The 7,903-nt window shown below is 68.7% G+C and carries 1 protein-coding gene; it reads left to right on the top strand.

Annotation, left to right across the window (positions count from 1 at the left end):
• Nucleotides 1-181: 181 nt before the first annotated feature.
• A complete protein-coding gene (locus A5767_RS15145; RefSeq protein WP_082937711.1) occupies nt 182-7,630 on the top strand; it encodes a non-ribosomal peptide synthetase in 7,449 nt (2,482 codons plus the stop codon).
• The last annotated feature ends 273 nt before the right edge of the window (nt 7,631-7,903 follow it).

Raw genomic sequence — 7,903 nt, 5'->3', positions numbered from 1 at the left:
GGCCCCGCCGATGCGCGAGGTGGGACCCCGGAGGTACCGCCCGGTAACGTCGAGGGCGACTCGGGAGATGAACCAGAGAGGTTACTGTCGAGTAAGGTCACGCGATTCGGGTGGATGACTATGCTTGCTCGGTTCGCAGGCGCGACCACTGGTATCGAAAGCGAAGGGTGTGGGCTTTTTCATGCGTTCACGACACGACGGCAGCGCGGACGGAGCCACTCCGGTGAACGCATCGCGATCGAGTGACGCGGACTCGCACGTATCTCCGGCCGATCGCGCTCGTGCCCGGGCGTCGCGTCCCGAACGTGCTCCCCGCCCCGAACGTGCTCCCCGCCCCGAGCGTGCCGCGCGTTCCGAGCGTGCTGCCCGCCCGGAGCGGCGTGGGCGTGGTCGTCGTGGTGTGTTGTTGCCGCAGTTGTTGGTGTCGGCGGTGGAGTCGGCCGGTGATGCGGTGGCGGTGGTGGAGGGTTCTCGGTCGTTGTCGTATCGGGAGCTCGATGCGGTGTCGTCGCGGTGGGCGCGGTGGTTGCTCGGTCGTGGGGTGGGGCCGGGGGATGCGGTGGTGGTGGCGGTGCCGCGGTCGCTCGAGTCGGTGGTGGTGTTGTGGGCGGTGGCGAAGTCGGGGGCGACGTTCGTGCCGGTGGATCCGGGTTATCCGGCCGAGCGGGTGCAGTTCATGGTGGCCGATTCGGGTGCGGTGTTGGCGTTGACGGTGGCGTCGGTGGCGCAGGTGGTGGCCGGGTCGGCGGGGTCGGTGCCGGTGGTGGTGGTCGACGAGGTGTCGGTGGCCGCGCAGGTGCGGGGGTTGTCGTCGCGGCCGGTCTCGTATGCGGATCGGGTGCGTTCGCTCGAGCCGTCGGATGCGGCGTGGATGATTTATACCTCGGGGTCGACGGGGCGGCCGAAGGGTGTGGTGGTCTCGCATGCCGGTGTCGGTGGGGTGATTGCGGCCGAGCGTGAGCATTTCGGGGTCGATGGCTCGTCGCGGGTGTTGCATGTGTGTTCGCCGAGTTTCGATGTGTCGTTGCTCGAGTTGGGGGTGGGGTTCTCGGCGGGGGCGACGGTGGTGGTGGCGCCGGCGGGGGTTGGTGGTGGTCCGGATCTGGCGGATGTGATTGCGTCGCAGTCGGTGTCGCATGTGTTCATGACGCCGGGTGCGTTGGGGTCGATGGATCCTGCCGGGTTGGATGCTCTGCGTGTGGTGGTCGTGGCGGGTGAGTCGTTCACCCCGGATCTGGTGCGGCGGTGGTCGGTGCCGGGTCGGCGGCGGTTCTTCAATGCCTATGGTCCGACGGAGACGACGATTCTGGCGACCTCGTCGGCGGAGTTGGTGCCCGATGCGCCGGTGGTGATCGGGTCGGCGATCGCGGGGGTGGGGGCGTTCGTGCTCGATGAGCGGTTGCGTCCGGTGCCCGAGGGTGTGGTCGGTGAGTTGTATGTGGCCGGGGCGCAGGTGGCGCGGGGTTATCACGGTCGGTTCGGGTTGACCGCGGCGCGGTTCGTGGCCGATCCGTTCACTCCGGGTGGTCGGATGTACCGGACGGGGGATCTGGTGCGTCGGGGCGGCGATGGGGTGTTCGAGTATGTGGGGCGCAGTGATTTCCAGGTCAAGATTCGGGGGTTCCGGATCGAGTTGGGGGAGATCGATGCGGTGTTGTCGTCGGTGCCGGGGGTCGGTTTCGCGGTGACGGTGGGGGCGGCGTTGGCGTCGGGGGAGTCGGCGTTGGTGTCGTATGTGGTGCCCGAGGCGGGGGCGGTGCTCGATCCGGCGCAGGTGCGCGCGTCGGTGGGGGAGGTGTTGCCCGGTTATATGGTGCCGTCGTCGGTGACGGTGCTCGACGAGGTGCCGCTGACGCCGGTGGGGAAGGTCGATCGGGCGGCGTTGCCGGCGCCGGTGTTCGAGGTGGCCGAGTATCGGGCGCCGCGGACACCGGTGGAGATCGCGGTGGCCGAGGAGGTCGCGCAGGTTCTGGGGGTCGAGCGGGTCGGGTTGGATGATTCGTTCGTCGATCTGGGGGGTAATTCGTTGGCGGCGACGCGGTTGGTGGCGCGGTTGTCGGCGCGGTTGGGGTATCGGGTGGCGGTGCCGGTGGTGTTCGAGACGTCGTCGGTGCAGGAGTTGGCGGCCCGTGTCGATATCGACACCGCCGGTGCCGGTGCCGGGACTGTGGTGTTGGCGGTGCGGGAGCGTCCGGAGCGGGTGCCGTTGTCGTTGGCGCAGCAACGCATGTGGTTCCTCAACCGGCTCGAACCGCACTCCGCCGTGAACAACATCCCTGTGGCCATTCGCCTTTCGGGACGACTGGACACCAACGCGTTGCAGGCGGCGGTCTCCGACGTGGTGAAACGCCACGAATCGCTTCGCACCGTCTACCCCGAGATCGACGGTGTCGGCTACCAGCAGGTGCTGCCCGCCGCGGACGCGGTCGTCGAGGTCCGCCCCGAGATCGTCGACGCCGACGAGGTCCCGGCCAGGGTCGCCGAAGCGGTCACCACCGGCTTCGATGTGACGCAACAGGTTCCGATCCGAGTGCGCCTGTTCTCCGTGGCCCCGGACGAGCACGTGCTCGTCGTCGTGGTGCACCACATCTCCGCCGACGGCTACTCGATGGGACCGCTGACCCGCGACGTGGTGACGGCCTACGCCGCGCGTGTCGCGGGCGGTGAACCCGGATGGGCACCGCTCGAGGTGCAGTACGCGGACTACACACTCTGGCAGCGCGAGATCCTCGGAGACGAGTCCGATCCCGAGTCGCTCATGGCGCGGGAGACCGATTTCTGGAAGCGGACCCTCGCGGATCTGCCGGAAGAGTCGACGCTGCCGTCCGATCGTCCCCGGCCGGCCGTCGCGAGCTATCGGGGTGCCTCACACCGGCTCACCCTCGACGAGCGCGTCCGCGCAGCGATCGCCGATCTGGCCCGCCGCAGCGGCGCAACGGAATTCATGGTCGTCCACGCCGCGCTCGCTGTACTTCTGGCGCGGCTCGGCGGCAACGACGACATCACGATCGGTACCCCCGTCGCCGGCCGCGGCGACGCCGCGCTCGACGACCTGGTGGGCATGTTCGTCAACACCCTGGTGCTGCGTACACCAGTCGAGTCCGGGGCGTCCTTCGGCGACTTCCTCGACTCGGTGCGCACGGCCGACCTCGAGGCGTTCACGCACGCCGACGTGCCGTTCGAGCGGCTCGTCGAGGTGCTCGATCCGCCTCGTTCGCAGGCACGTCATCCGCTCTTCCAGGTCATGCTCACCTTCCAGAACATGCCGGTCTCGCAGCTGGAACTGCCCGAGCTCACCGTCTCCGGTATCGACTTCGACGCGCAGGTCGCCAAGTTCGACCTGCAGGTCACCGTCGCGGATGTCGTCGACGCCGCCGGCGATCCCTCCGGTCTCGTGGTGGAGTTCAACTACGCCACCGAACTGTTCGATCAGCAGACCGTCGCCGCTGTCGCAGAACGGTTCTCGCGGATCCTCCAGGCGGTCACCACCGATCCGCGCATCGCGGTCGGCGACGTGCCGCTCGTCACCGACGACGAACTCGACCGCATCCTCACCGAGTGGAACACGCTCGGCGAATCCGTCCCGGTCGTCGAACCGGCCACGCTGGCTGCACGTTTCGACGCAGCCGTGTGCACCCACGCCGCGAATGCCGCGGTGACCCACGGCGAGACGACCCTCACGTACGCCGAGCTCGGTGCCCGCGCGAACCGGATCGCACGCCGGCTCGTCGGCGCCGGCATCGGACCGGGAACTCTCGTCGCGGTGGCCCTGCCGCGGACCGAGGACCTCGTGGTCGCCCTCACCGCGGTCGTGCTCTCCGGCGGCGCCTACCTGCCGATCGACACCGCTCACCCGCAGGACCGTGTGCGGTACATCCTCGACCAGGCGCGGCCCCGCGTGATCCTCACCTCCGATGCACTCGGAGACGAGCCCGGAGCGGAGGCGTTGCGCGGCAGCGGAATCGAGATGCTCGATGTCGCCGACGCACAGAACGACGACTCGGTCTCGGCCGATCCGCTCACCGACGCCGACCGGATCGCATCGCCGCAACCGGACGATCTCGCGTACGTCATCTTCACCTCCGGTTCGACCGGACGCCCCAAGGGTGTCGCCGTCACGCACCGGAACGTGCTGACCCTCTTCGCCAACGCCGAGCCCCGCTTCGGCTTCGGCCCGGACGACGTGTGGACGCTGTTCCACTCCTACGCCTTCGACTTCTCGGTGTGGGAACTGTGGGGACCGCTGCTGTACGGGGGTCGGCTCGTCGTCGTCGACTACCTCACCTCCCGGTCACCCGAGCTGTTCGCGCAGCTCGTGCGCCGCGAGGGCGTCACGGTGCTCAACCAGACGCCGTCGGCGTTCTACCAGTTCGACGAGGCCGATCGCACTCTCGCGGCCGACACGGCACCGCTCGCGCTGCGCTACGTCGTCTTCGGCGGCGAGGCACTCGACCCGGCCCGGCTCGCGGGCTGGTTCGATCGTCACCCCGCCGGCCCACAACTGGTGAACATGTACGGCATCACCGAGACCACGGTGCACGTGTCGTACCAGCGCATCGACCGCGCCCTCGCGAAGGCCGGTGCCGCCAGCGCGATCGGACGCTCGCTTCCCGGATTGGACGCCTACGTCCTCGACCGGCGTCTGCATCCCGTGCCCGCCGGCGTGCCGGGGGAGCTGTACATTTCCGGCGACCAGCTCTCCCGCGGATATCTCGGACGCCCCGACCTGACGGTCGCGCGCTTCGTCGCGAACCCCTTCGGTCGCGGTCGTCTCTACCGCACCGGCGACATCGCGCGGTGGAACGGCGAAGGCATCCTCGAATACGCGGGTCGCAGCGACTCGCAGGTCCAGCTCCGCGGCTTCCGTATCGAACTGGGCGAGATCGAGTCGCAGCTGCTGCAGGCTCCGGGTGTCGCACAGGCCGTCGCGATGGTCCGGGACGACGGACTCGGCGAACGTCTCGTCGGTTACGTCGTCGCCCGCACCGGTGAAACCGTCGATCCGGCCGCGGTGCGCGCGCACGCATCCGAATTTCTCACGGGGTACATGGTTCCCGACGTGGTGACCGTGCTCGACGAACTGCCGCTCACGGTGAACGGCAAGCTCGACCGGCGCGCTCTCCCCGTGCCCCGCATCGACATCGACGCCGATCGTTTCCGCGAACCGGCCACCGAATCGGAACGGATCGTCGCGCAGGTCTGGGCCGAGGTGCTGGGTATCGAACGCGTCGGTGCCGACGACTCGTTCTTCGACCTCGGCGGCAACTCCCTCGTCGCGACACGGGTCGTCGCCCGCATCAACGAGGCGACCGGAGCGAGCCTGGCCATCCGGGAACTGTTCGAAGCTCCCACCGTCGCGGGTCTGGCGGCGCGCGTCGATGGCGGCAGTTCCGATCGCGCGGTGCCGGAGCTCGTCGCACGGCCGCGTCCCGATCGCATCCCGCTCTCGCTCGCACAGCAGCGGATGTGGGTGCTCAATCAGCTCGACCCCGGTTCGTCCACCTACAACATCCCCCTGGCGATTCGGCTGCGCGGAAACCTCGACACCGAGGCACTCGCAGCTTCCGTGCGCGATGTGGTCGAGCGCCACGAGACACTGCGTACCGTCTACCCGTACGACGATCACGGTCCGTACCAGCGGATCCGGTCCGTCGACGCGGTCGAGGAACTGACGGTCGTCACCGCGGGTACCGAGGGAGAGGCGTTCGAGGCGGTCGTGGAGGTCGCGTCGCAGGGCTTCGATGTCTCCACAGACGTACCCGTGCGGGGCCGGTTGGTCTCGCTCACGCCGGACGACCACGTCCTCGTGCTCGTCGTGCACCACATCTCGGCGGACGGTGCGTCGCTCGCACCGCTCGCCCGCGACCTCGTGTCGGCGTACATCGGGCGCATCTCCGGCAGCTCCGTCGAGCTCCCTCCGCTCGAGGTGCAGTATGCGGACTTCGCGCTGTGGCAGCAGGACGTGTTCGGGGACGCCGACGATCCGGCATCGCCTGCGGGGAAGCAGCTCGACTACTGGCGTGAACGCCTGGCAGGGGTGCCGGACCTGCTGGACCTTCCCGCCGACCGGCCGCGACCCGCACAAACCAGCACCCGCGGTGCCACGACCATGATCGATGTGTCCGCGGATACCCGTGCTCGCCTCGACATTCTCGCCTCGGAACATCGTGCCTCGCTGTTCATGGTGGTGCATGCCGCTCTCGCGGTGTTGCTGTCGAGACTGAGCAGTTCGCGCGACGTCGTGATCGGGACGGCAGTGGCCGGGCGCGGTGCTCGGGCACTCGACGACGTGGTCGGCATGTTCGTCAACACGCTGGCACTGCGCAGCGACGTCGACCCGGCCACGGCGTTCGACGCCCTGCTCGACACGGTCCGAGCCGGCGACCTCGAAGCCTTCGCGAATGCGGACGTGCCGTTCGAGCGTGTCGTGGACGAACTGGGGATCGCTCGTTCGAGCTCCCGGCATCCGGTCTTCCAGACGGTGCTGTCCTTCCAGAACCTCGACCCCGTGCGTATGGAACTGCCGGAGCTGACCGTCGAAGCGCTCGACACGGGAGAGCTCTCCGCCAAGTTCGATCTGCAGGTCACGGTGGAGCCTCGGGAGGACTCCGCGAGCGGGCCGGGTGGGATGGCCGTTGCCTTCACCTACGCGACCGATCTGTTCGACGCGGACACCGCGGAGGCCTACGCGCGTCGATTCGTGGCGGTGCTCGACGCGGTGGCCGCCGATCCCGCCGCGGTGGTCGGGGACATCGATATCCGGACCGCTGACGAGGTCGCGGTGGTCACCGGTGCCCCTCGCGCCGTGCCGGAGTCGTCTTCGCAGGTCCCCGATACGACGATCGCCCAGGAACTGCGCGTTGTGGTCGAATCGGATCCGGACGCTCCTGCCGTCGTGTTCGGCGAGACCGAGTCGACCTTCGCGGAGGTCGAGAAACGATCCTCTCGGTGGGCGCGGCATCTGATCTCGCTCGGTGCGGGTCCGGGCGAGACCGTCGCCGTCGATGTCCCCGCCGGAATCGACCTGGTGACCGCGATCTGGGCAACCGTGAAGGCGGGGGCTGCGATCGCGGTGGGGACATCCTCCGAGGCTCGTTGGATTCTCACGACCTCACAGCGCACCGCCGACGGCTCGGCGGTTCTGCTTCCGATGGACGACCCGGAACTGGTGTCGAGGGTGTCGGTGCAATCGGAGCGCCCCGTCGCCTACACCGAGCGCACGTCCGTCCTCCGTGCCGGGGACCCTGCGCTGAGGCTGCCGCAGGGCGACCTCACTCAGGGACGTGCGGTGGCTGCTCTTCGCCGCGATCACACCGAGTTCGGTCTCACCTACGATGCTCGGATCCTGGTGTCAGGGCGGGCGGCAGACCCCTGGTCGGTATATGCGGTGCTCGCTGCCGCACTGGCCGGTGCTGTCGTGATCGTTCCCGAAAACCGTGACGATCTCGCCCGTGCTGCGGAAGAGGAATGGGTGACACACGCATTCGTTCCCGGTGATGCGGTGGCCGACCTCGTCGGCTGTGCGGATCTCGAGTTCGTCTCGGTCACGGACGGGATCGGGACGGCGGCTTCCGAATCGGTCGACGCCACCATCTGCGCGAGAACTCACCCGTGGTCGTCCGGTTCATGATCGACTTCTCGGGGTGACACTCAGGACGGATTGTGATCTGTGACGAACACGAGCGCCCGACGGCCCTCCCCGTCGGGCGTGCAGGACACGTGACCGGACGGTAACTTTACCGTGACCGGGGCCGTCGGGGTGCTCCGACGGGAGGAGTTGTCACGTGGCCGAGGCGGGGTCCGAACGAGGAATCGACAGGTTCGGAGGAGCCGCGACACAGTCGCGGAGTGGTCGCCGGTCCGGCGGACCCCGCCCGGAGCGGCGTGGGCGTGGTCGTCGTGG

Origin of the sequence: Rhodococcus sp. 852002-51564_SCH6189132-a (assembly GCF_001665495.1) — a bacterium.
GTDB classification, from domain to species: domain Bacteria; phylum Actinomycetota; class Actinomycetes; order Mycobacteriales; family Mycobacteriaceae; genus Rhodococcus; species Rhodococcus pyridinivorans.
Note: the sequence above shows the minus strand (reverse complement) of the source record. Positions and strands in the feature narration are given on the sequence as shown.

Excerpts from the sequence above, each read along its gene's own strand:
- A5767_RS15145 (WP_082937711.1), top strand. The coding sequence starts at position 182 with ATGCGTTCACGACACGACGGCAGCGCGGACGGAGCCACTCCGGTGAAC.